Source organism: Parapedobacter koreensis (assembly GCF_900109365.1).
GTDB lineage: Bacteria > Bacteroidota > Bacteroidia > Sphingobacteriales > Sphingobacteriaceae > Parapedobacter > Parapedobacter koreensis.
Map to the genome: position 1 here is coordinate 62150 of NZ_FNZR01000006.1, position 23182 is coordinate 85331.

The window sequence follows — 23182 nt, forward strand, 5'->3', positions numbered from 1 at the left end:
ATTTGGAAAATCGCAATATCTTCTTGTTACTTCTCCCTTATTCCTTAATTTTACCTTGCCAAAACAGATAGTGTGTGATTAAGCAAGAGGTTATCGATAAAATAATAGATGCTGCCCGGATTGAAGAGGTAGTGGGCGATTTCGTGGATTTGAAGAAGCGCGGTACGTCACTTATTGGTTTGTGCCCATTCCATAACGAGAAAACCCCGTCCTTCAATGTATCGGTGAGCAAAGGTATTTACAAATGTTTCGGCTGTGGAGCTGGGGGAGACTCCGTAAGGTTCGTCATGGAACACGAGAAGTACTCTTATCCGGAAGCCCTCAAGTACCTCGCGCAGAAATACCACATTGAAGTAGAAGAGTCCGAGCGGACGCCCGAGCAGCTTATCGCACAAAATAAGCGCGAAAGCCTGTTTATTGTGACCAATTGGGCGGGCAAGTTTTTTAAAGAGACCCTGTGGGATACGGAAGAAGGCCGGGCGATAGGCCTCAATTACTTCAAAGAGCGCGGCTATCGGGAAGATATTATCCAGAAGTTTGAACTCGGCTATTCGCCGGAAGCGTGGACGGCGCTCTATACCAAGGCCAGGGCGGAAGGATATAATGACGAATTTCTGGAGGCCACGGGATTGGTTATCCGCAAAGATGACGGCAGTGTATACGACCGTTTCCGTGGGCGGGTGATGTTTCCTATCCACAACCTCACAGGAAGGATTCTGGGTTTCGGTGGCCGTACCTTGAAGACCGATAAGAAAACCCCCAAATACGTCAACTCTCCCGAAAGTGAGGTCTATCACAAATCGGATGTGTTGTATGGCCTCTATTTCGCAAAAAAGCCGATTCTGGATGCCGATAATTGTTATTTGGTAGAAGGCTACGCCGATGTGCTATCCATGCACCAAGCCGGTGTGGAGAATGTCGTGGCATCGTCAGGCACCTCGCTCACCAGTGGCCAAATTCGGCTCATTGCCCGCTATACAAAAAATGTGACCATCCTTTACGATGGCGATGAAGCCGGCATTAAGGCGTCGCTGCGGGGTACCGATATGCTGCTGGAAGAAGGGCTCAATGTGAAGGTGCTGCTCTTTCCGGATGGCAATGATCCGGATTCCTATGTGCAGCGGTTTGGATCTGCTGCATTCAAAAATTATATCGCTGAGCACCAGCGGGATTTTATCTTTTACAAAACCCAAGTGCTCCTTCGTGACGCCGGCAACGACCCTGTAAAACGCGCGGCAGTCATCCATGACGTAGTTGATAGCATTGCATTGATTCCTGATGCCATCAAGGCATCGGTATTTGTGCGCGAGTGCAGTACACTGCTTGATATCGAGGAACGTATCCTGATAGCCGAGCTCAACAAAATCCGCATTAGTCAGGCACGGAAAGCCGACCGTAAACCCGAACCGCTGGCTACACCAGCGGATACTTCGGGGCCTTCTCCCAAGATGGCACCAATAGGCGAACCAGAAATGGGCGCTTCATCGGATGTATTGCAAGAACGAGAAATCATACGCATCCTACTCCACTATGGAGATAAACTGGCAGCCTGGGAAGTCGATAGCGACATCCCCATCGCTCCGCTGCTGCTTAGCGGGTTGAGCGATCTTTCTTTTGATGACCCCGTATGCCTGGCCGTCATCAACATCTATAAGGATTACATTGCACATAACGAACTTCCTGAAGAACGGGTGTTTGTGGGACATGCCGATCGGCGCATTGCAGACCTGGCTGTAGACCTGCTTGCTACCAAATATAGCCTTAGCCCCAATTGGAACGATGAAAAGCGCAAGATATATGTTTCGCATGAATCAGAGCGCTTGGAAGACTTGGTATACGGCGCGATTTACCGCATTAAAAAGCGGAAAGTGGAACAACAGATTTACCGGATCAGGGAAGAGCTGAAAATAGAAACCGACTCCGCCAATATGGAATTGATGTTGGCTAATTATCAAAAACTGAAAGATATTTCAAAATTGATAGCGGATAAATTAGGCACGATAGTCATCAAATAACATGCTGACCCACCTTCAGAAAGGAAAAAATGGAGAAGATATGGCCATCCAATTGCTGAAGCGGCGGGGCTATCGCATTCGCTGCCAAAACTGGCGTCATAAAAACCTTGAGGTGGATATTGTCGCCGAGGATGGCAACATTCTCGTTTTCGTGGAGGTCAAAACCCGTACAAGCCCCGCTTATGGGATGCCTTACGAGTTTGTCGATGTCGCGAAGCAGGCCAAACTCGTACGGGCAGCCAACCACTATATCGCCACTAATCAATACGGTGGTGAAATCCGGTTTGACGTGGTATCTATCCTGTACTCCGAAGAAAACAAAACGTATGATACACGGTTGATAAAGGACGCATTTTGGCCGGATTGAATGGAGATAAAATAATAACTAAGTTTGCAATTATGAACAAATTCATTTACTGCTCCATGGTGCTGTTCGCTTTTATCGCGTCGTGCAATACGCAGAAGCAAGCATCTAAATTCCGCTTTGCTATACCCGAAGCAGGCACTGTTGTCAAAATCGGGGAATCTGTTTCATTGAAGCTGGTGTTTCCTACTGAAGTTTCATCTTTTGATTCGGTCGTATATGCTATGGATGGCGAAGTACTGGCACGGAGGACAGACAGTATCCCGGTGACGCTTGATACGGAGAAAGCCGCGTTTGGTAGCCGCACGCTGAGTGCTAAACTCTACCATGGTGGCGAAGAGCAGGTGGCCTATAGCAATATCGTGGTGGTACCCCCTCCTCCTAAGCACTACAGCTTCAAGGTCATCAACGAATATCCCCATGATCCAAAAGCTTACACGCAAGGACTTGAGTTTGATGAAAACAATGCGCTGTATGAGAGTACCGGATATGAAAGTTCAGGCCAGAATGGCAAATCTTCATTACGGAAGGTCAATTACCAGAATGGCGAAATACTGCAGCGGATCGATTTGGATGAGCGTTATTTTGGCGAAGGGCTTACCCTTGCCGGAGACAAAATCGTTCAGCTGACCTGGCGCGAAAAGGTGGGCTTCGTGTACAATAAAAATACCTTTGCCAAAATCGGGGAGTTTTCATACGGGCAAAGCCCGGAGGGCTGGGGACTATGCTATGACGGCAAGCGCTTCATCAAGTCAGATGGAACCAGCCGCCTCTATTTCCTTAACAAAGACACTTACGCCGAGGAAGGTTTTATTGATGTATATAATGATAAAGGGCCTGTAGATAGTATCAATGAATTGGAGTATATCAATGGCAAGGTATATGCCAATGTATATACAAAGGACATTATCGTAATCATCGATCCGCAGACGGGAGGCATTGAAGGCGAAATCAACCTTATCGGTATCTACCCTGATAAAAAAGATTTTAATAACGAGCTCAATGGTATCGCTTACGATCGGCAGGGTGATCGGCTTTTTATTACCGGCAAGTTGTGGAGCAAGCTGTATCATATTGAGTTAGTAGAACGCTAACAATGGCGACATGCTAAGCAGTGTCAAGTACATTGTCAAATACCGGGAAAAAACGGTAGACCGGGTGATGTTGTATATCAGTTTGCTCTGTGCGCTGGCGGTACTTTTCCATTTGGGCTACAATACCGACAAGGCGACCGCCCAACAGTTTGCACGGATCACGACCTGGCTGTTTTATGGCTTGGCTGTATTAAGCGCCCTGCGTACAGCGTTATCCATTTGGGTAGCAAAGCGTATAGCGCCAGCACATTATGGCGGGGCTATCCTGCTGTTGTATTTTGTGGTGGTCGTGTTGGCAAGACAAACCGGGCTAGGCGTGTTGTCGTTTTTGCAACAAGCGGAATGGCTGTATTTTGGGATCTTGATTGTATTTCTCACCGAGCTATCCAAGAGCAGCCTCTTTTTTGACAATTTCTACTTCAATCCTACAATTCTCTTCGTCATCAGTTTCTTGGCGCTTATCTTTATCGGTGCACTGCTGCTCATGCTACCCCGCACCACGCCGGGCCAACCCTTGAATTTTGTTGATGCCTTATTTATGGCCACAAGCGGTGTGTGCATCACCGGGCTTTCGGTCATTGATGTCGCCACCAGGCTTACCGGGTTCGGGCAGATGGTGTTGCTGGTACTTATCCAATTGGGTGGATTGGGTATCATGACCTTTACCGGCTTCTTCGGCTATTTTTTTTCAGGTGGGTTTTCCTATAAAAACCAACTCATGTACAGTGAAATCCTTGGTGACAATAAGGTGGGGTCGGTCATTAATACGTTGTTCAAGATCATCTTTATCACACTTTTTTTTGAGGCCGTCGGTGCGGTATTGATTTATTTCAGCGTAGAAGCCAGTGATTTCAGGTCGCATGGGGATCGCCTGTTTTTTGCCGTATTTCATGCTGTATCTGCATTTTGTAATGCGGGGTTCTCCACGATGGCAGAGGGGATGTACCATCCGATCCTTCGGTTCAATTACAATTTGCAGCTCATCATCGCCCTGTTGTTTATCATGGGGGGTCTCGGCTTTGCCATTGTATTGAATACTTATACATTTATTAAGCGGTGGTCCATTAATGTCTTTAGGCGGATTTTTTATGGCCGGTCGTTTGTGTACCGGGCTTGGGTGATCAGTTTCAATTCGCGGTTGATTGCATGGGCCACCGGCATACTGATTGTCTTCGGTACGTTGGCCATTTTCCTGTTGGAGTATGACCATACACTTGCCGAGCATGAAGGCATATGGGCGAAATGGGTGTCGGCATTCTTTACCGCTACGTCTTCCCGAACTGCAGGATTTACGATTTCATCGATGCCGGGTTTTACGTTTCCTACCCTTATGCTTATCATGTTGCTGATGTGGATAGGCGCATCCCCGGGATCTACGGGCGGCGGTATCAAGACCACTACCTTTGCTATCGCATTCTTGAATATCATCAGCTTGGCGAGGGGGAAGGATGATTTGGAGCTTTTTAAACGGAAGATTTCAAACGATACGGTCAACAAAGCGTTTGCCATCATCATGTTATCTTTGTTGGCTATGGGAGTTTCCGTTTTTGCACTCACGATTACCGATGGCGACAAGAGTTTACTGGACATCGCCTTTGAGTGCTTTTCGGCGTATGCAACCTGTGGGCTTAGCCTGGGAATCACACCGCACCTTAGTGATGGCGGCAAAGTGATTATTACCTTTACGATGTTTATCGGACGGGTAGGGATGCTGACGTTGCTTGTGGCATTGATCAAGAACACTAAAAATAGAAACATTACCTATCCGCAGGAAAAGGTCTTGTTTTAGGGAGAAAGCTGCTGATTATGAAATACATTGTTATGGGCCTGGGAAATTTTGGCAAATCATTGGCCATCCGGCTTACCGAATTGGGGCATGAGGTCATCGGTGTAGACAACCACATGGCCAAAGTGGAGCAACTCAAGGAAAAAATCACGCACACCGTATGCATGGATAGCACCGATATCGACGCGGTGAGTGCCTTGCCATTGAAAGATGCCCATGCGGTGATCGTGGCCATTGGCGAAGATGAAGGGGCCTCGCTGTTGACTACGGCATTGCTGAAGCAACTGCCGGTGAAGCGCATCATTGGCCGGATCGTGTCAGACCTGCAGCGGACGGTGCTGGAGGCGATGGATATTGACGAATACATTATGCCGGAAGAAGAATCGGCCGATCGATTGGCTATGCGCCTGGACAACATTGACATCGTAGATTCTTTCAAAGTATCGGATAGATACAGCATTATTGAGACCAAGGTACCTAATAAGTATGTGGGGATGACCTTGAAAGAGGCCAACCTGACCAACAAATATAAGGTCATCGTACTGACGACCATTAAATCTACCGAGGCACTGAAAAACGGCAAACCCAAGATCAATAAAGAGGCGACGGGTATTGCTCATTCAGATACGGTATTGGAGGCAAATGACATCCTGGTACTATTCGGCGAGCTCAAGGATATCAACCGCTTGATCCAGAAGGGAGATTAGTGGGCTAGCCTAAACCCGCAACACCCCGCGAAACCCCCTGGCGGCGTAGTAAGAGTCTGCCCCATTATGGTACGTGAAAACCTGGTTGTAGCGGCGGTCACAGAAGATAGCCCCGCCGAGTTTTCTTACATTGGCGGGCGTTTTTATCCAGCTTGATGTCTTTGTGTCGAATTTGCCCAATTGCTGTAGGGTGCGGTATTGTTCTTCCGTTAGCAATTCGATGCCCATGTCTGCTGCCATATCCATGGCGCTATTGGCCGGTTTATGCATTTTGCGTGCATCCAGCGCTTCACGGTCATAGCAGATGCTTCTGCGGCCCTTAGGGCTTTCGGCAGCGCAATCAACGAAAAGATACTCCCCGGTCTTTTGGTCATAACCAACGACATCCGGTTCGCCCTCCGTTTTTTCCATTTCGCTGAGCGACCATAGTTTTTCAGCGTCTGTCTCCAGCTTTGCTTGTACATCCGCCCATTCAATACCTTGGTGGCGGGGTTTATTTTTCTCAAAACGCGCTTTCAACACGCCTAATAGCTCTTCGCGGTGTGCGGGCGGCAGTTCCTTTTTATTGTACTTCATATTGTTCATGTTTACCTCATTGCTATTGGATCACTGGGCGGGTTTTCCGGCTTTCCGGTCTGAAATACCACGATGCCACCGTCAGGGCCAGCAACAATGATGGACCGAATAGCTCGTTTGCCGGACTGCCCGATACGATATGCGAAAATATCGCTCCAGACATAGCAAGGAAAAAGCCTGCGTAAGCCCATTCTTTCAATAAGGCAAATTTAGGGATAAGTACCGCTACAACCCCCAAAATTTTCCACATACCGAGTATGGTCAGCAAGTAAGGTGGATAACCCAAATTTCTCATTACAGCCACCTCTTCATCCGTTTTTAGGAGCTGTACGATTCCCGTTGAAAGCATTCCCAATGCCAGCCAAACGGTAGCAATCCAATACGTGATTTTTCCTGCTCTGCCCACAGGTTGGTTTTGTGTTGTCGTCATGTCTGCATTCGTTTTAAAATGATTTTCTTTTCCGTATCGGTTTTTGCAAGGGCTAATGCACGTTGAAAATTTTCGGTTGCCTTTTTGTTATCCACATCTTTGTAAAGTTCGCCAAGTAAAACAAAGTAAAAATGATTGTTGGCAAGGTTTAGTTTCTTTGCTTCCCGTAATGCCTCTTCTTTTCCATTTGCTTTGTATAATGCATACGTGCGGTTGAGTGCGACGGCAGGCGAATAATTGACCAGGAGCAATTGATTATAGAGTTGCAGCACTTCTTCCCATTTTTCGTTGGTATCCGCTTTGGTGCAGTGGCAGTAGGCGATTTTAGCTTCAAGATGGTATGAAGTGATTTCATCCCCCGCTGCCGAACAATGGAGAAAATACATCCCTTGACGGATGAGGTCGTTGTCCCAATCGCTTTCATCCTGATTTTCATACAGCACAAAATCCGCTTCATCGGTTTGTCGTGCCTTGAACCGCGATGCATGAAAACACATCAGTGCCATGAGTGCATTTGTTTTAGGCATGTTGGTGTGTTCGTTTTCAATCAGTAAGACACCCAATCGCATGGCCTCATAGCACAATTCTTTCCGCAAAATTTGATTTTGCGTTTTGGAATAATATCCCTCGTTGAAAAGCAGGTAGATAATGTGCAGTGCATTGTCCAGGCGGTCGCTGATTTCGCTGTCAGGCGGAAACTCCATGTTGATTTTTTCCGTCCGCAATCTTTCTTTTGCCCTGAATAGCCTTTTGTTGATGGCTTCTTTATTAGTGAGAAATGCCTCGGCGATCTCCTCAATACGGAAACCACACAATATTCGCAATGCCAAGCTTATTTGTGCTTCGCTTGCAATGGCCGCATTGCAGACGGCAAAGAGCATTTGCAATTGGCTATCTTTGATGTGCCGCGTTGAAAAAGTTACGTCAGCCATTTCTATTGCAGTTTCCTGTCCGGTTTGCAACTGCGGGATGACCTTGTCTGTTAAGATTTTATTCCTTCGGAAGTGATGAAGTGTCTTTTGCTTGGCAACGGTATAAAGCCATGCAACGGGATTCGGCGGGATTCCTTTCTGATTCCAGGATTCAGTAGCCGTCAAAAATGTTTCGCTGACGATGTCTTCCGCCGTTTCTATGTATTGCAGGCCATACCGTTTGCTGATCACGGCAACCATTTTAGCGAATTCCTCGCGGAACAAGGTGGATATAATTCCGGCTTCGTTGCTCATCATCAAATGCGAAAACCCACTTGGAAGACCGTGGTTCTCAATTAATGTTGCGCATAGACCGGCCTGATTTCGACACTGCCACCTTGATCAATGGCTGGGCAGCCGTGGGCCAGCGTTGTGGCTTCTTCCAGGCTATCGGCCTTGATCCGCAAAAAGCCCCCCAGCATTTCACGCACTTCTACGAAGGGGCCATCGGTCACCACGCCACGTTGCTTCAGCACTTTGCCCGTGGATTCGAGCCGTGGCCCGGCGTTTACAACCTTTCCCTGCGCGGCGATATCGCCCACCCAGTCATTCCATTTTTTTCCCAGCTCCTGCATTTTTTCTGGGGTTACCTCACTGTCATCAACTTGATAAGGGAGGCGAAAAAGAAACATAAACTCTTTCATGGCTTTGATGTTAAGTTATTGAATTACGAATTACATGACTATAAGGATCGAGTCAGCCAACATTGGACAAGTTCGGAAAAATATTTTTTTTAAGTAGCACTTTCTTCCAGCAATGGTTTGAATGCAAAGGTTTATTATATTTGGTGGAATGCACATTAGGATGTTAAATTATTATTCAACCATATGAGATTATTTTTATTCTTCATCGTTTTTCTTTCCGTGCCGTTTGTTTTTTCATGCCGGGAAAGAAGTGCCAATCTACAGGAAGAAGCCGAGAAACGAAAAGCAGATTCATTGGAGCAAGTCCGGAAAGCCGAGGAAGAAGAACGGAAACGCCCGCGTACAGCCGCCGATATCAACCTTGCCAAAGATCTCACGTTTGACCAGTATACACTGGAGGATGAGTATCCCTACCAGGATACCACGCGTGTATTCCAATGGGATAAAATCAAAGAAAAGTTGGCATATATTGATAATTTCCAGCGTGAAAGCAAGCAATATGCGGTATTGCAGAATTACAAAAATAAAAACGGGGAAGCGCCCGTGGTGGCCAATTATGTACGAAATGCCTATAAACGGGTGTCAGACACGTTGGGCAATGAGCGTTATCAGTCTGCGCCATTGTACCAGGAAGGCAATGATGCCACCCCCATTATCTATGGCCGGGACGGCTCGTTGGTCGAATTACTGAGCAGTGATACGATTCCGATGGTCAAGGTAAGGGGGCTGTCGTTTGAAGGCACATGGGAAGTTCCGAAAAGGTATATAAAGACCATTGGTGATACCGTGGCGTTTAATCATGTCATTGTGGTAGACGTGACCAATCAAAACGTCTGCACCATTGAGCGTTTGGAAGAAACGTCTTGGCGGATACTGAGCATGAATCCGGCCACGACAGGGATGCATAAGCCCCCATATTCGATGGAGACGCCCATCGGCATTTTTGTGCTCCAGGAAAAGAAAGCCAAAATGTTGTACCTAAAAGATGGCACGCAAACCATCCAAGGCTACGCACCGCATGCCAACCGTTTTACCAACGGGGGGTATATCCATGGTGTACCTACCCAAAGCCCAAATGCCAGCATCATCGAATACAGCGCGACTTTGGGTACCGTCCCGCGGTCACACATGTGTGTGCGCAATGCTTCTTCGCATGCAAAATTCATTTACGACTGGGCAAAAACGTTGCAATCTTTGATTATCGTAATTGATTGACATTATTTAACACTTTGATATTCAATATTATTGCTAACTTTGCGGCCGAACGAAAAATGTGTGCCTATGAATAAGTTGCTGTTGGTGATGATATTTGCGGTTTTCGCAGGTTTAGGTTTCCGTCCATTCTATGCCAAAGAAGGGGACGACCAATCAGGAAAAACCAAGCAAATTGACTCCATTATCCCGTCCCCCGAACTATCCGAAACCCAAAGCCTTTATGATAGCTTGCAGCTCCAATCTTTGCTTAATTACGAAGCATTTGAACAGGCTATGATGGGTTATAAGACTATCTCTGTCAAAAATAAAGATATCCTTACGGTGATAGATTTTACGTTGCCTTCTACCGAAAAAAGGATGTATGTGTTGGATATGAAAAACAAAAAATTGCTGTTTCATACAATAGTCGCCCATGGCCGGAATAGTGGCGAGAAATATGCCACTAAATTCTCCAATAAACATGGCTCACTGCAAAGCTCATTAGGATTTTACCTGACCGATGCTACCTACCAAGGTGGAAACGGCTATTCCCTTCGATTAGCAGGTTTAGAACGCGGCATCAACGATCAGGCGATGGCCCGGGCAGTGGTCATTCATGGTGCTGATTATTGCAGCGAAAACGTAATTCGCACTACCGGGAGGCTCGGCCGAAGCTACGGCTGTCCGGCCTTACCCAGGGAATTAAATAAGCCGATCATTGACACCATCAAGAATGGATCGCTACTCTTCATCTATGCGGGCAGCAAAGCGTACATGGCCAGTAGCAAGGTGTTTAAAAATGCGGATGGCAAGCCTTCAAAGACAATGCTTGCACAGCGTGAAGAGCCAGCACATTCCGGCCAGACGGCAATGGGCCAATCCGTAAATTAAACGGTAGTTTTTTCGGGCAAGATCGGATCCGTTGGATCGTTATAGCTGGCGGTGTCATGAAACGGCAATATAAGGGAAAAGATGGAACCTTTCCCCAGCTCGCTTTCCAGTTGGATTTCCCCATTTAATCGGAACATAAGCTCCCGGCATAGAAACAGGTCCAGGCCTATTCCTTTTTCACTTCCGGTACCATATGCCGATTGGATACTGCCGTTAAAAATGCCTTTCACTTCTTCATCGGTCATACCAACGCCATCATCACGGACGGAAATCGTACATCGTTTGCTTACAGGATCCGCTGCCAGCGTGACGGCTATCCTGCCATTTTGGGGAGTAAACTTGAGGGCATTGTTCACCAGGTTCCGGATAATCAATTCCAGCATGTCAGCATCTGAACGTATTTTGATGTCTTTATTCATGTGCAATTGGATGATTATTCCTTTCTTCTCGGCAATGAATCCCTGCACAGCCAACGCGCGTTCGATGACAAGGTGAGGCTCCACCCAAGTCAGCAGCGGGCTGATACCTTTGATTTGTCCGGATACCCAGGAGAGCATATTATTGAGCAAATCGGATGTATTGTGGGCAGCGATCAACAAATCTTCCTTCAGTTTTTTCTGTTCATCGGCGGGGAGTTCTTCCTTCGCCAGGATTTCGAGGGCACCCGTAATGGCGTTCATCGGATTTCGCAGGTCATGGCCCAAGATGGATATCAACTCGATTTTTTCGCGATTGGCTTTCTGCAATAATTTATTCTGGGATCGGATGCGCTCATTTTGATCTTCGATTTGCTTTGCACGGATCTGGGCGGCTGTTCGTTCGCGCTCGTATGCTTTGCGGAGGTAGCTCGTCGTCGCAAAAATACAAATGACAATAATGGGAAACGACGTCATCAAGTCAATAAAGCGGGAGCTCCTGAAGCTGTAGCCAGCAATCAAGGCTGATGGATAGCTGTATTCCATCAACAACAGGCCGGCTGGTAATAGGAGGTGCAATACCGTCCAGCCCCATTGAAACCGTTGACTGGTGAATACGATTAAGAGTTGGTATGTCAGCAGAAAAAAATACAGCGCCGGTCCTGTGCTGCCGCCGTTATAAAGGTAGGTAAAGATGACCAGCACATAGCTGTATATTGCATATACGTTTAAGCCTGTACGGTACAAGCCTCGGTAACGCGATAAACAGAACATCGTGACGAGCATTACTTCGGTCACCATCAAAACGACCGCGATTTGCCATAGGCCAAGGTAAAAGTCTAGCGGGATCAAAATTGCCAACAGCACGATCATGTATAGTGATACCACGTTAAAGCCCCGGCTTTCGCGTGGTAATTCGTCCGGTTTTCCCACTAGTTCCCGCCAACGTGCCCTAAGCGACACAAAAATCAATTTGGTGCGTTTGCCTTTCAATAGTGATTTTTCAACGTATAAACACAATCTATAAACATAGCTGAAAACATTTAGGGCTGCTTGTCAACCGCTGAAGAGGATGGCCATCAATGCTTCCTTCCGTTGGGGCGACACCTCGATTTCCATGCCGTCTGCCAGCTCCAGGGTGCCGCCGTTGCCTTTGCGATACCGGTTGATGTAATGCAGGTTGACTACCGACGAACGATTGACACGCACGAAAGCGTCGCCAACCAGTACAGCCTCAAACGCTTTCAAAGTCTTGGACACCATGATCTTCCGCCCCCCTGCCAGGTAAAATGTGCAGTAGTTGCTCATGGCTTCGATGCGGATGATCTGATTTTTTTCGATGAAGTGTACGCCCTCGGCAGTAGACAGCGATAGCCGCATGCTGGCAAACGCATGAGCCGGTTTAGGTGCTATCGAAGCTTTTCGAGCTGTTCGTGCTTTAAGGCGGGCAATGGCTTCTTCCAGCTCTTCATCTCCAATGGGTTTGAGCAAATAGTCCACCGCACTGAGGCGGAGCGCTTCCAACGTATATGAATCATGTGCTGTGGTGAAAATAACCTCGAAATCAAACCCTCCCAAGCGCTCCAGAAACTGGAAACCGTTCATGCCCGGCATCTCCACATCCAAGAACAGCACGTCCAGCTGCTGTGCATTAATTTCGCACAGTGCTTGCGCTGGGTCACCAAACACAGCCACCACCTGGATGCCGGCGTCGATGTTCTGCAACTTGTGGCGCAGCAAACTGCTGCTGTGTGGTTCGTCATCCAAAATCACCGCCTTGAGCATTTTGTCAATGGGTTCTGTCAAACAAAGATAATTATCGTCCGGTACGATTTATATATTTTTTGTCCTTCTGCGTTTTTTTCCGTTTTTTTATCTGATTATTTAGCAGGCAAAAGAGGCATGAAACCAATCTACCTGGTATTGGCGGCCATGTTGGGCGTACCAGCACATTCCTTCGCTGCATTCGCCCAACAACACAAGTACGACTCGTTGCGCGTGCTGCTGGAAGAACATCCGGCTCCAGATGCCCGACGGGCGGCACTATTAAATGAACTTAGTTTTGCGCTCCATACCACCGATCCTGCCAAGGCCATGGCGTATGCCGAAGAGGCAATCTCTTTTGCAGGCAGCTTGGAGGACAAGCGATTGCTTGCGGGGGCGTACCTGCGCAAAGGGGTGGCGCTCGTGGTGATGTCCAAGTACGATGATGCGCTGGCATTGCTGGAAAAGGCGCTGGCGCTTGAACGAGTGAATAAGCATGAAGCGGGTATGGCCGCAGCAATCAGCAACATCGGATTGGTGCATCAGCACCAAAACAATTACCCCCTGGCCCTTAAAAACTATCAGGAAGCGGCGCAACTGTTTACCGATATCGGCAATCCGAATGCCCCGCTGATCTACAACAACATGGCTTCCATCTATGCCGAGCTCAAAAACTATGAGAAGGCTATCGAATATTTTGGCAAAGCGCATGAGGAGAGCATGAAGTACCAGCTGAAGCCATTGGAAGTCGTATCCGTGATGAATATTGGTGTCACTTACGTAGACCGCAAGGCGTACCACGATGGTGTCCGTTATTTGGATAGCGCCCTGCGGCTAAACGAGGCCATAAACGATCCCACAAATAGCGCCCGGATTTATGGCAACTTGGGAGTGGCATACTTTGGCTTAGAAGATTATCACCACGCGGAAGATTATGCACTGCGGGCATGGGCGCTCAATACGCAGCTCGGCAATGAACGCAGCTTGGCGTACAACGCCAATAACCTGGGCGAAAACTACCTGGCGCTGGGCAACCTGCCGGAAGCCTATCGGTATCTCGCGAGGGGTCTTGCCTTGGGGGCAAAACTGGAAGTACCCGTGATTCGCCGGGATATCGCCCAAAACCTGAGCGCGTATTTTGAGCAACGACAGGTGTATGACAGTGCACTTTACTACCAGAAGCTGTATACGGCATTGCAGGACAGCATAGGCGACGCGTCGAACCAAAAGGAGCTCACCCGACTGGAGCTACAGTATGACTTTGACCTCAAAGAACAGGGATACCTGCAACAGCAACAAGTACACAACTTGCAGATGCGGCAGCTGTGGCTTTACGGTGCCTTGGTGCTGGCATTGCTGGTGGCACTGGGTAGTTACCTGCTGAATCGTGCACGGCTGCGCACAGTACGGATGAAAAATGAGCTACGTGAGCAAGAACTATCGCAGCAAACGGAGGCTTTACTGCTCCAGCAGCAGCTATCGGAGAGTGAGCTGAAAGCGATACGTACGCAGATGAACCCACACTTTATCTTCAATGTGCTCAATTCCATTGAATTTTACATTTTGGAAAGCGACGCCCGGACGGCGAGTAAGCTCGTGCAGCGCTTTGCCAAGTTGACACGGCTGGTGCTGGAAAACTCCACGCATAGCCTGGTGAGCGCAGATCGCGAATGGGAAGCGATACGGCAATACATTGAGTTGGAGATGGTGCGCTTTGACCAAGCATTTGACTGCCACTTTGAGGTCGATTCGGCATTGGATCTCAGCAAAACCCTGCTGCCGCCGATGCTTATCCAGCCCCTTGTTGAGAATGCCATCCATCACGGCTTGCGCCATGTGAAAGGGTATAGGGGAGTGCTCAAGGTTTCCATCACCAGGCAGGAGTGCCAGCTGGTGATCTGTGTGGCTGACAATGGTGTGGGCCTGCACCATAGCCGCACACAGGCGGCGACTATACCCTTTAAGGAAAAGTCCATGGGTATCGCGGGTATCCGCGAACGGCTCGAAATTATCGGCCTCACCTATCCGGAATCCGCGCCGACGCTAAGCTATGCAACGCATAGCCATGACGGACAGCTGGGTACTGAAGCCCGCCTGACGCTGCCGTTGATGTGAGGCTTGGCGCACCGTAAAAACAATGCGGCGGGTTATTTAATATTCAATAATTTTGATTATCATTGGCATTGATTATCGAATAACTATGTGTTTCCGCTCAACCAACCTAGCCACCCTGCTGCTGTGCATATCGGCAGCGGCGTGGGCACAACAGCGGCCGCAATATACGCAGTATATTTTCAACGGTTTGCTGGCCAACCCCGCCGTAGCGGGTATTGAGCGCTATGTAGATGTAAAGTTGGGTGCCCGCAGTCAATGGCAGGGCGTAGAGGGAGCCCCGCAGACCGCTTACCTCTCGGCACACATGCCGATTGGCGCAAATCGCATACAGGATGGGGCCACGTCCTTCAGCGAAGGGGGACACAACCCCTACGGCCGCAACTTCAGCCGCCACTACCGGGCATCGGAACCGCATCATGGTGCGGGCGTTGTTTTGCAGCACGACCGTGCCGGGCAATTCACCCGTACAGATGCATTGCTGGCTTACGCCTATCACCTGCGTATCGCGGAAACGATAAACCTTGCAGCCGGGGTAAACGCTGGTGTTTCACAGGTGCGGCTGGATATCGCAGGGATAAATACCGGTGTGCCGGGCGATCCGGCGCTGGCAAACTATGCCGATAGCCGCCTTACACCCGATCTGGGATTCGGCCTGTGGCTTTATAGTGCGCGCTTTTTTGTGGGGCTCTCCGCCCAGCAATTATTGGGCAATCCACTGGCCTTCTCCAACAATGCGCAGCAAATTGGAGGCTACCAGCAGCTGTTCCTCATGGCGGGTTACAAGTTGCATGTGAGCAGCGACATGGCTGTGGTACCGTCTGTGCTGCTCAAACGGACGGCTGGGATGCCCATGGTGGGTGATTATAATGTCAAACTGGCCTTCCGCGACCGCTTGTGGCTCGGTGGTGGCTACCGCAACCACGAATCGTTTTCGGCCATGGCCGGATTCAATATCAGTGCCTTGTTTAACCTGAGCTACTCCTATGATTTCAGCACCGGACCGGTGCGCACGCTCGCCCACGGGAGTCATGAAATTGTGCTGGGCATCCTGCTCAACAACCGATTTAAGGTGTATTGTCCACAGGTGATGTTTTAGGTTTCGCATTTACATCAATAGCTTATTATTCCATCATAGACTTCGGTGGCATATGCCCGCCCATAGCCTCATTGTCCAGATCATCGAATAATAGCGAAGCGCTGATGAAGGCGAATGGAACCGCTGCAACCTATTGTTACGAGATTTTCGTAATTAAATTTGTTTCTTTCGTTAATCTACTATATTTTCGTAGAATTATTAAAAAATCGAATTTTATGAAAGTGAAATGTTTGTCTTTTCTGTTGCTGGCAGGATGTATATTCGTAACAACTTCCAAAGCCCAGCAAAGCGAACCAGCCTTGGCGCGTGTAATTTATGATTTTACCCATATCAATGATACGTTGCAGCCTGATAAGCCGCATAAGGAAGAAATGGTACTCTACATCGGTCAACGTACGTCATTGTACGGCACGTATGCCAGCGAGCGTGTAAACCAGCAAGTCAAAGCGCAAATGGAAGATCCGGCCTTTGATGGCAACCTGACCATCACGGGAAGTGGCCGCACTACGCAAGAATCGTACTACAGCAATGTGGCGGAACAGCAGTTTAAGCTGCTGAGCCGTGTGGCCGGTGAGCAGTATGTGGTTGATGAAGACTATCCGGCCATCGATTGGCAAATCGCCGAGGATACCCGGGAAATCGGAGGCTATATGGCTCAAAAAGCCACTGGCCACTTTAAGGGCCGTGATTATACGGCATGGTTTACCACGGATGTGCCGTTCCATGCCGGGCCGTGGAAACTTCAGGGGTTGCCGGGACTGGTGCTGGAAGCAACGGACAGCCGTAGCGAAGTGGCTTTTGGCTATGCGGGCTTTGAGACGTTGGAAGATGGTGCAGCGATGGTAGCCATAGCTGAAAACGCTATTCCCACTGATAAAAAGGCATTGGATAAACTCACCGAAGCATATCGCAAAAATCCACAGGCGGCGATGAATGCCAGGGCACGGACTGAGAGCGGCGGTACGAACGTAGTGGGATATAGTGGCACGCCAAGGGCAACGGTGAGTGTGGGGACGGGCGGTGGTGCGGGCGGCGCAGCGGCGCTTGATGCCTCTCGCATCAAGAGTATAAACGTGAAACGGGATGATTCGCAGACATCATCCGTAACTAATAATCCCTTGGAGCTGACTGAAAAATAAGCGGCCGCTAAACAATGAAGTGCCTGACTTTTTTGCTGTTGCTGTGCACGTGGGGTGCAATGGCCCAGCAGCGTACCATCCAAGGTACCCTGAAAACCAAAGGTGGCAAAGCGGTGCCGCATGCCAGCGTAACCATCCGCAATGTGCAAGGGCGTATCGTGGCTTTTAAAGCAAGCGATGCTTCGGGCAACTTTGTCCTTGCATTGCCTGCCACCACCGGGGCGGGTAGCTTGCACCTGTTCATCAACCACTTGGGCTACGCCAGGGTAGATTTACCGCTGACAACCGGCCGCATGCGCTATGACATCGTCATGGAGGAAAAGGCCATCGACCTCGCTGAAGTGGCGGTAAAAAGCCGCCCGCGCATTGACGTCCGCAATGATACACTGAGTTACGACGTGGGCTCCTTTGCCAAGGCTGAAGACCGCAGCATCGGCGATGTGTTGCGCCGCATGCCGGGCATGGAGGTGAGCGAAAGCGGGCAAATCAAATACAACGGGCAGCAAATCTCCAGCTTCTATATCGATGGTGATGACCTGCTCAATGACAAATACGCCATCGGTACAAAAACCATTCCCCATGCCATGGTGCAGAAACTGGAAGTACTCCAAAACCACCAACCCCTGAAGGTACTTAAAAACAAGACGCTCAGCGATCGGGTGGCCATCAACCTGGTCATCAAGGACGAAGCCCGCCTGAAACTCACCGGACAGGTGAAGGCAGGCGCGGGCCTGCCCCAGCAGTACGATGGTGAAGTGAATACTATCCTTTTCAACAAGAAATATAAGATGCTCAACGTGGCCAAGGGCAATAACGTAGGTGATGATCTGGCGGCAGATTTCGCGGCCTTCAACTTTGCGGATATGCTCGGCGGAGCAGGCAACTCCCGTCCTACGTCGTTGCTCTCAGCGGGCACGGTGGGCAGCCCGGGGCTTCCCAAGCAACGGTATTATTTCAACAATTCCGGGTCGCTCAACGCCAATACGCTCGTGAACCTGAAAAACGGCCTCCAACTCAAAGCTAATATCAACGGCCTGCTGGACAGGAATGATATGGCCTATCATAGCCGGACGGAACTTTATCTTGCTGGTGATACCATTCGTTATACGGAGCAGCAAGCCATCGACCGGGATCCGTTTCTGACAGAAATAAACCTCTCGGCGATGACCAATAAGGAGGATTATTACTTCAACAATATGCTGAAAATAGGTTATTCAGGCGAGACAGGTATGTCAGCCCTGTTGAGCAACGACATGGATATGAGCCAGCAGCTTCGTAGCCGTATCCGTGATTTTTCAAATACCTTGGAATACACTCCTGCATTAAAAAATGGCAACGTCATCAACCTCTATTGGTACGTCAATCACTATAATCAACCGCAGACCCTCCACATCACCCCGGGTATCAATGAGGAAGTGCTAAACGGTGGCGTGCCGTTTGCCAGCGTCAGCCAGTCCGGGGAGACACCCACGTGGTTTAACCGTGCTTCCATCGCCTATACACGCACGAGTGGCATCATCCGCCAGCGTTACCGCTTTGGACTGTTGAATGAATGGCAAATGCTGCGTTCCGCCCTAAGGCTTACCCAAGCTGACGGCCTTGAAACGGCCTATGGAGGCAGTGCCGACAACAACCTGCACTGGAGCCGTCACCAAGCTTTCATAGACGGTACTTATGAGTACAAGCGGGGAGCCTGGGAGGCGGCGCTCTTGCTACCGATCGCCGCACAGCTTATTAGCTATCGCGACACCATGTTTGCAATGGACGAATCGAAGCACAGGTTATTGTTCAACCCGTCGCTGCGGATGAAGCGTATGATGAATAGGGAAGATTACCTCTCGCTTAATTACAGCTACGCTAACCAGATGGGCAATATCAATGGCGTTTTCCGTGGGGCTGTACTGGCCAATTACCGGAGTATCCAGGCCAATGACGCGGCGTTGCAGGAACGCGATAGCCACACGGTGGCGTTGCGCTATAATTTCCAACGGGCCATCAGTATGCTTTTTATGAATATGGGAGCCACCTATGCGAAATCGACAGCCAATACCATCGCTTCCAGCGTCATGACCGACAACATTGCCCGTACCGTACTCCTGCCTTTTGACAATGATGTGAGTAGTTTCAGCATCAACGGCGGTGTCAGCAAATTCATCTTTGCCCTCGGTGCCACGGCCAGCCTCAAGGCTTCGTGGGGTACCAGCCGATTCAATCAATTGCTCAACGGTGAAACCCTGCCCTTCCATAACCGCTCTTTTACGCTGAATCCCGGCTTGGAAGCCCGGCTCTTCGGCAAAGTGAGCATCACCTATAATGGCACGGGTACATGGACAACCAGCCGACTCGTGCAGCAGGAAGCCACGGCTCAAGTAGATGGCCGCCAGATCCGCCAGCTAGACCAATCCGTTGGCCTGACGTATTCGCCTTTTAAAAATACATTTATACGGCTCAATGGGCGGCATCAATATGCTTCCCAGCAGCAGCTTACAGCTATTCGTTATTTCTTTGCCGATGCCAATACCCGCTACCGATTGGACAAATGGCGGACGGATGTGGAACTTGATCTCACTAACCTCGCGGATGTGACGGCTTATGAGACCTACTCGGTATCGTCCAATCAGCTGGGATACAGCTATTACCAACTGCGTGGACGTATGGCAGTATTGAAATGTACATTCAGTCTATAATGTACAATGTTTAAAATTATACCGAACGGTTTGATTTTGTTACCTTTGCCGCAAACTACAATGCTATGACAAGAGTGGTCATCACCGGAATGGGGGCCGTTACCCCCCTTGGCAACGACGTAAACACGTTTTGGCAAAACATCCTCCGTGGTACAAGCGGCGCCGGACCGATTACACGCTTTAACGCCGAACGCTTTCGCACACGGATAGCGTGTGAGGTGAAGGATTTTTCGCCGGAAAACTATTTGAACCGGAATGAAATCAAACGAAGTGACTTATTCACGCAATATGCGCTTTATGCTGCGTCACAAGCGATGGAAGATTCCGGCTTGGATCTAAGCACTATAGACCCATTTGACATTGGTGTCATTTGGGGGGTGGGACAGGGTGGTATGGAAACCTTCGAAGAAGAAGTGACCAATTATGTGACGGGTGAATACAATCCGCGCTTCAGCCCGTTTTTCGTGCCTCGGCTTATCGTCAACTTGGCTTCGGGCATGATATCGATGAAATTCGGTTTACAAGGTATCAATTATACGGCGGTGTCAGCCTGCGCAACTTCCAATACAGCGCTTATGGATGCATTCAATTATATCCGTATGGGCAAGGCGAAAGTATTCGTTTCCGGTGGTTCGGAAGCACCCATCACGCCAGCTTCCATCGGTGGGTTTTCGGCGATGAAGGCGATGTCTGTCCGCAATGATGACCCCTCGCATGCCAGCAGGCCATACGATAAAGATCGGGATGGCTTCGTGATGGGCGAAGGTGCCGGAGCGCTGATCTTGGAAGAATACGAACACGCCAGAAAACGGGGCGCACATATTTATGCGGAGCTCGTGGGCGCAGCGATGACGGCTGATGCCTACCACATGACCGCTCCGCATCCGGAGGGTATCGGCGCATCAAAGGCCATGCAATTGGCGCTGAAAGAAGCAAAAATAGCGGCTGGTGAGGTGGATTACCTCAATCCGCATGCGACCTCTACGCCGATCGGCGACATCAGCGAGTTGAAAGCCGTGGCTGCTGCCCTGCACGATACTGAAAACCTGAGCATCAGCGCCACAAAGTCCATGACCGGGCACCTGTTGGGGGCGGCTGGCGCCGTCGAAGCCATTATTGCGATAAAAGCGATTAATGACCAAGTGGTTCCGCCTACCATCAACGTCGCCAACCTGGATGATGCCATTCCGCAAGGCATCCATATCGTCACCCAAGAGGCCCTACCCCGGAAGGTCACCGTAGCCATGAGCAACGCTTTTGGGTTTGGCGGGCATAATGCCTGCGTGATCTTTAAGAAAGCCTGATTACGTACAGTTCTTATCCATTAATATTAATATTACGCGCGCGGATATCCTGAACGGCGACGGTAACCATCGCGATAAATCCACGGGCATTGCGCATTCCGAACGTATTCACGCCCGATGGAGATGAGCTCACCATCGTCAACCGCTGGGGCAACGAAGTATACCGCAATATCAACTACCGGAATGACCGGCGGGCGGCGATCTCAATGAGGGCAGGTATTATTATGAAGTGGTGACCCGCAAAGGGAATGAACAGCGGCAGTACCGGGGGTAGGTGTTGATTAAACGGTTGCAGCTGAATGCGGAGGATGCGCACCGCCTGAGCTTTGAGATTGGAGCCGGCGTCACACAATACAGTTTGGACGGCACACTTTTGCCACCCAATAGAATCAGCCGCTTTGTCCCGGATGGACGGAAACAACAGTGTATATTGAGTCCAAAGTTTTTTTAGTATTGATTTTTGGCTGTCATTTAGTTTTGTTTTTGGTGTTTTATTGTATTTGTTGTTGTTTTTGGTGGTTTTTTCGATTATATAATTAGGTCGTATCAGTTAAGTTACCAAAAAATTAGCACGATACCCATTGTTTTGTATGTAATTAATCCCTAATATTGCATTAGCTATTCAATTTTGGGAAACCTTATTAAGTTTTGGCGGTATTTTTTTTGTGGAAGATAATATTTTCAAGCCATGACCAAAACAATGACAAACAGAAGAACCTGGATTAAATCCAGCCTATTGGCTGCTGGCGGGTTAGCGCTGGCACCCTCCCTTTCACTGGGAAAAAACAACGCGGCTACGGCCCCTGCGTCACCGCAGGGCTTGCTGAGAGACATTACCTTACCCTGGGATGAGACGGCACCGGCGATGCAGGCCCGCCTTTCTGCCAACGAAAACCCGTATGGGCCATCGGAGTTGGTACGCAAAGCAGTGGCTGACGCGGTGGGGTTCGGCAACCGGTATGGGCACGAAGATGCGGCTCGCTTGATCGACATGATCGCGGAAAAAGAGGGTGTTACGCGTGACTATATCATGTTGGGGCCGGGATCAACGGACTTGCTGGAGAAAACCGCAATATCGCTTTTCCTTAAAGGCGGCAACATCGTCTCTGCGGATCCTTCTTACATGTCGATGATGAATACTACCCGTGCTATCGGTGGTACATGGAAACCAGTGCCGCTCACAGCCGATTATGCGCATGACGTAGATGCCATGGCGGCGGCAGTGGATAGCCAGACCCGGCTGATTTATGTATGCAACCCCAACAACCCATTAGGTTCGATCACGCCAGCGGCGGCACTAAAACAGTTTTGCTCAACCGTTTCGACAAAAGTACCTGTGTTCATCGATGAAGCTTACCTGGAGTTTTTACCCAATCCGCAGGAGAACACCATGGTGGGATTGGTGAAGCAAGGTAAGGACATCATTGTAGCACGTACATTTTCGAAAATACACTCCATGGCAGGATTGCGTATCGGCTATATCGTTGCTCAGCCTGAGCGGATCAAAGCCCTGGGCTCGATTGTGCGGGGTACGATGGGCTTGTGTGTCACGTCATTGAGCGGCGCTATCGCCAGCATGCAAGATAAGGCCTTTCAGGAAAACAGCCGCAAGCTCAATATGGAGTGTCGGGAATACTTGTGCGGCGAACTGAAAAACTTGGGATATGCTTATATCCCTTCGCTTACCAACTTTGTCATTTTCCCCATCAAGAGCGATGTGCAAGCATTTCAGGGTACACTACGCGAAGGCGGGGTAAGCATACGTATGTTTGACATTGGCGAGAAACCATGGTGCCGGGTGAGTATGGGTACGATGCCTGAAATGGAATTGTTTACCAGTGTATTGAAAAAGGCCACCGTATAACTGTGCACATTTCTACGGTAAATCCGGATTACATCGTGTGTTCGGAATCATATTGCATTTATGCGGCTTGTATGGCGGCCCCGTTGGCAACAGGGTTAAACGTCATGCAAGCTGCATCCAAGCTA

20 protein-coding genes are annotated in these 23182 nt (G+C 49.2%); 14 read left to right on the top strand and 6 right to left on the bottom strand.

All coding sequences use genetic code 11. The annotated features are described in order from the left end of the window. Positions 1–74 precede the first annotated feature (74 nt). Genes dnaG through BMW65_RS15055 form a run of 5 tightly spaced genes read left to right on the top strand, consistent with a single transcriptional unit; the run spans position 75 to position 5966 of the window. Positions 75–2015: a DNA primase gene (gene dnaG, locus BMW65_RS15035; protein ID WP_090606592.1), complete on the top strand. Its 1941-nt coding sequence runs from the start codon at positions 75–77 to the stop codon at positions 2013–2015. 1 nt (position 2016) lies between these two features. Further along, positions 2017–2382, top strand: coding sequence for a YraN family protein (locus tag BMW65_RS15040; RefSeq protein ID WP_090606593.1), 366 nt, complete (start codon positions 2017–2019; stop codon positions 2380–2382). A 32-nt stretch (positions 2383–2414) separates the two neighbouring features. Further along, entirely contained in the window at positions 2415–3473 is a 1059-nt protein-coding gene (locus tag BMW65_RS15045) for a glutaminyl-peptide cyclotransferase (RefSeq protein WP_090606595.1), read from the top strand. A 10-nt stretch (positions 3474–3483) separates the two neighbouring features. Then, positions 3484–5262: a TrkH family potassium uptake protein gene (locus BMW65_RS15050; protein WP_090606597.1), complete on the top strand. Its 1779-nt coding sequence runs from the start codon at positions 3484–3486 to the stop codon at positions 5260–5262. 17 nt (positions 5263–5279) lie between these two features. Further along, positions 5280–5966 carry a potassium channel family protein gene (locus tag BMW65_RS15055; protein ID WP_090606598.1) on the top strand — a complete coding sequence of 229 codons (687 nt, stop codon included), beginning with the start codon at positions 5280–5282 and terminating at the stop codon, positions 5964–5966. Positions 5967–5975: 9 nt separating this feature from the next. Here BMW65_RS15055 and BMW65_RS15060 read toward each other — a convergent pair whose 3' ends face one another. The 4 genes from BMW65_RS15060 to BMW65_RS15075 are packed head-to-tail and all read right to left on the bottom strand — an operon-like array spanning position 5976 to position 8587. Further along, the gene (locus BMW65_RS15060) at positions 5976–6542 is read right to left on the bottom strand and encodes a DUF4256 domain-containing protein (RefSeq protein WP_090606893.1); all 567 of its coding nucleotides are present in this window, start codon (positions 6540–6542) and stop codon (positions 5976–5978) included. A gap of 22 nt (positions 6543–6564) precedes the next feature. After that, positions 6565–6972, bottom strand: a complete 408-nt coding sequence (locus BMW65_RS15065) for a DoxX family protein (protein WP_245747655.1) — start codon at positions 6970–6972, stop codon at positions 6565–6567. Further along, positions 6969–8201: an RNA polymerase sigma factor gene (locus BMW65_RS15070; RefSeq protein ID WP_245747656.1), complete on the bottom strand. Its 1233-nt coding sequence runs from the start codon at positions 8199–8201 to the stop codon at positions 6969–6971. The genes BMW65_RS15065 and BMW65_RS15070 overlap by 4 nt, the downstream gene beginning before the upstream one ends. 38 nt (positions 8202–8239) lie before the next feature. Beyond that, positions 8240–8587 (bottom strand): YciI family protein, encoded by a 348-nt coding sequence (locus BMW65_RS15075; protein ID WP_090606600.1) that lies wholly within the window; start codon positions 8585–8587, stop codon positions 8240–8242. Positions 8588–8770: 183 nt separating this feature from the next. Between BMW65_RS15075 and BMW65_RS15080 the strand changes: the two genes are divergently transcribed. Together BMW65_RS15080 and BMW65_RS15085 are read left to right on the top strand one after the other, a co-directional pair. Further along, positions 8771–9802, top strand: coding sequence for a L,D-transpeptidase (locus BMW65_RS15080; RefSeq protein ID WP_090606601.1), 1032 nt, complete (start codon positions 8771–8773; stop codon positions 9800–9802). A gap of 66 nt (positions 9803–9868) precedes the next feature. Beyond that, positions 9869–10672: a murein L,D-transpeptidase catalytic domain family protein gene (locus BMW65_RS15085; RefSeq protein WP_245747657.1), complete on the top strand. Its 804-nt coding sequence runs from the start codon at positions 9869–9871 to the stop codon at positions 10670–10672. Here BMW65_RS15085 and BMW65_RS15090 read toward each other — a convergent pair. Further along, complete coding sequence (locus BMW65_RS15090; RefSeq protein ID WP_090606603.1) at positions 10669–12081, bottom strand: sensor histidine kinase; 1413 nt, start codon at positions 12079–12081, stop codon at positions 10669–10671. The genes BMW65_RS15085 and BMW65_RS15090 overlap by 4 nt on opposite strands. 63 nt (positions 12082–12144) lie before the next feature. Further along, the gene (locus tag BMW65_RS15095; protein WP_245747658.1) at positions 12145–12894 is read right to left on the bottom strand and encodes a LytR/AlgR family response regulator transcription factor; all 750 of its coding nucleotides are present in this window, start codon (positions 12892–12894) and stop codon (positions 12145–12147) included. 96 nt (positions 12895–12990) lie between these two features. Between BMW65_RS15095 and BMW65_RS15100 the strand changes: the two genes are divergently transcribed. From BMW65_RS15100 to BMW65_RS15130, 7 genes are all read left to right on the top strand, one after another. After that, the gene (locus tag BMW65_RS15100; protein ID WP_090606606.1) at positions 12991–14967 is read left to right on the top strand and encodes a tetratricopeptide repeat protein; all 1977 of its coding nucleotides are present in this window, start codon (positions 12991–12993) and stop codon (positions 14965–14967) included. An 85-nt stretch (positions 14968–15052) separates the two neighbouring features. After that, complete coding sequence (locus BMW65_RS15105) at positions 15053–16063, top strand: PorP/SprF family type IX secretion system membrane protein (RefSeq protein ID WP_090606608.1); 1011 nt, start codon at positions 15053–15055, stop codon at positions 16061–16063. A 215-nt stretch (positions 16064–16278) separates the two neighbouring features. Further along, positions 16279–17202: a GLPGLI family protein gene (locus tag BMW65_RS15110; protein WP_177181147.1), complete on the top strand. Its 924-nt coding sequence runs from the start codon at positions 16279–16281 to the stop codon at positions 17200–17202. A 14-nt stretch (positions 17203–17216) separates the two neighbouring features. Continuing rightward, entirely contained in the window at positions 17217–19889 is a 2673-nt protein-coding gene (locus BMW65_RS15115) for a carboxypeptidase-like regulatory domain-containing protein (RefSeq protein ID WP_143053896.1), read from the top strand. Positions 19890–19954: 65 nt separating this feature from the next. Next, positions 19955–21193 (top strand): beta-ketoacyl-ACP synthase II, encoded by a 1239-nt coding sequence (gene fabF, locus BMW65_RS15120; RefSeq protein ID WP_090606612.1) that lies wholly within the window; start codon positions 19955–19957, stop codon positions 21191–21193. Between the two features lie 89 nt (positions 21194–21282). After that, positions 21283–21429 carry a T9SS type B sorting domain-containing protein gene (locus BMW65_RS24235; protein WP_177181148.1) on the top strand — a complete coding sequence of 49 codons (147 nt, stop codon included), beginning with the start codon at positions 21283–21285 and terminating at the stop codon, positions 21427–21429. Positions 21430–21893: 464 nt separating this feature from the next. Then, entirely contained in the window at positions 21894–23057 is a 1164-nt protein-coding gene (locus tag BMW65_RS15130) for a pyridoxal phosphate-dependent aminotransferase (protein ID WP_218145427.1), read from the top strand. The last annotated feature ends 125 nt before the right edge of the window (positions 23058–23182 follow it).

Coding starts and splice junctions, on each gene's coding strand:
- BMW65_RS15040 (WP_090606593.1), top strand. CDS start 2,017: ATGCTGACCCACCTTCAGAAAGGAAAAAATGGAGAAGATATGGCCATC.
- BMW65_RS15045 (WP_090606595.1), top strand. CDS start 2,415: ATGAACAAATTCATTTACTGCTCCATGGTGCTGTTCGCTTTTATCGCG.
- BMW65_RS15050 (WP_090606597.1), top strand. CDS start 3,484: ATGCTAAGCAGTGTCAAGTACATTGTCAAATACCGGGAAAAAACGGTA.
- BMW65_RS15055 (WP_090606598.1), top strand. CDS start 5,280: ATGAAATACATTGTTATGGGCCTGGGAAATTTTGGCAAATCATTGGCC.
- BMW65_RS15060 (WP_090606893.1), bottom strand. CDS start 6,542: ATGAAGTACAATAAAAAGGAACTGCCGCCCGCACACCGCGAAGAGCTA.
- BMW65_RS15065 (WP_245747655.1), bottom strand. CDS start 6,972: ATGACGACAACACAAAACCAACCTGTGGGCAGAGCAGGAAAAATCACG.
- BMW65_RS15070 (WP_245747656.1), bottom strand. CDS start 8,201: ATGATGAGCAACGAAGCCGGAATTATATCCACCTTGTTCCGCGAGGAA.
- BMW65_RS15075 (WP_090606600.1), bottom strand. CDS start 8,587: ATGAAAGAGTTTATGTTTCTTTTTCGCCTCCCTTATCAAGTTGATGAC.
- BMW65_RS15080 (WP_090606601.1), top strand. CDS start 8,771: ATGAGATTATTTTTATTCTTCATCGTTTTTCTTTCCGTGCCGTTTGTT.
- BMW65_RS15085 (WP_245747657.1), top strand. CDS start 9,869: ATGAATAAGTTGCTGTTGGTGATGATATTTGCGGTTTTCGCAGGTTTA.
- BMW65_RS15100 (WP_090606606.1), top strand. CDS start 12,991: ATGAAACCAATCTACCTGGTATTGGCGGCCATGTTGGGCGTACCAGCA.
- BMW65_RS15105 (WP_090606608.1), top strand. CDS start 15,053: ATGTGTTTCCGCTCAACCAACCTAGCCACCCTGCTGCTGTGCATATCG.
- BMW65_RS15110 (WP_177181147.1), top strand. CDS start 16,279: ATGAAAGTGAAATGTTTGTCTTTTCTGTTGCTGGCAGGATGTATATTC.
- BMW65_RS15115 (WP_143053896.1), top strand. CDS start 17,217: ATGAAGTGCCTGACTTTTTTGCTGTTGCTGTGCACGTGGGGTGCAATG.
- fabF (WP_090606612.1), top strand. CDS start 19,955: ATGACAAGAGTGGTCATCACCGGAATGGGGGCCGTTACCCCCCTTGGC.
- BMW65_RS15130 (WP_218145427.1), top strand. CDS start 21,894: ATGACAAACAGAAGAACCTGGATTAAATCCAGCCTATTGGCTGCTGGC.